2 protein-coding genes are annotated in these 1071 nt (G+C 73.1%); both read right to left on the bottom strand.

Annotated features, from left to right (window positions below):
• On the bottom strand, positions 1-295 hold a 295-nt coding region (locus tag AC27VN_RS42195; RefSeq protein WP_490880625.1), incomplete at its 3' end, for an oxidoreductase.
• Between the two features lie 29 nt (positions 296-324).
• Positions 325-1071: DMT family transporter (locus AC27VN_RS42190; protein ID WP_490880624.1), on the bottom strand; the 747-nt coding region annotated here is incomplete at its 5' end.

The following is a 1071-nucleotide window of genomic DNA, read 5'->3' as shown; positions in this document are numbered from 1 at the left end:
GCCCGGCGTGGCCGAGCTGCATTGCCACGGGCATCGACGAATGGGCGCGCACGGCGGCGAGCACGCGCGCCAGGCCCGCCTCGTTGGCGTCCGAATAGAGACCGAGGTCGCCGGGCGTGATGCGGCCCTCGGCCTCGACCGCGGTGGCCTCGAGGATCAGCAGCCCCGCGCCCGACAGCGCGAGATGGCCGAGATGGATCAGGTGCCAGTCGCCCGGCGTGCCCTCGCTCGCCGAGTACTGGCACATCGGCGCGATCAGGATGCGGTTGTCGAGCGAAAGCGGGCCGAGCCGCATCGGCTCGAAGAGGCGGGGGGTGTCGCTGCTCACGGTGTCGTGGCTCCAGGGGTGCGGTAGGTGCAGGGATTCTGCGGGGGCGGCGCGATCCTTGCCGCGGGCAGGGCGTTGGCCTTGCGGTTCAGGGCGGTATGGATCAGGAGCGCCGCCACCACCATCGCCATGCCCAGCAGCTCGTTCGCCGTGGGCAGGGTGCCGAGCGCCGCGCTCATCAGCAGCGCCGACACCGGCACGAAGTTGAGGAAGGCGGTGCTGGTGACGGCGCCGAGCGTGCGCACGCCATGGTTGAAGGCCAGCACCGAGGCGGCCGAGGGCACCACGCCGACGAACAGCAGCGCCTGCCACGACAGCCGCAGCCCTTCGAGGCTGGGCGCCGCCGACCAGCCGAGCAGCGCGGCACCGACCGCGGCCGCCAGCAGCACCGGCCACGCGGCCAGCACCGTGAGCGCGCTGTACTCGAGTGCGTCGAGTTCGGGAAAGCGCGCCGCGCCGCGCGTGTACCAGACCCAGCCCAAGGTGCCGACGAAGGCGATGGCGTCGCCGAACAGCGTGGCGTTGCCCGCGCCGCCGTGGCCGCCATGACCGCCGATGAGACCCGAGACGATCGCCACGCCCGCGAGCGCCAGCGCGGTGGCGAGCAGCGCGGCGCGCGTGGGGCGCACGCCGTCGAGCAGCCAGCGCACGAGCTGCGTGGTCATCGGCGTGGTGGCGATGATCACCGCGCCGTGCGAGGGCACCGAGTGCGCGAGGCCGATCAGCAGCAGCACGCTGAACAC

This window comes from Variovorax sp. 20P10.2.4 (assembly GCF_058244205.1).
Note: the sequence above shows the minus strand (reverse complement) of the source record. Positions and strands in the feature narration are given on the sequence as shown.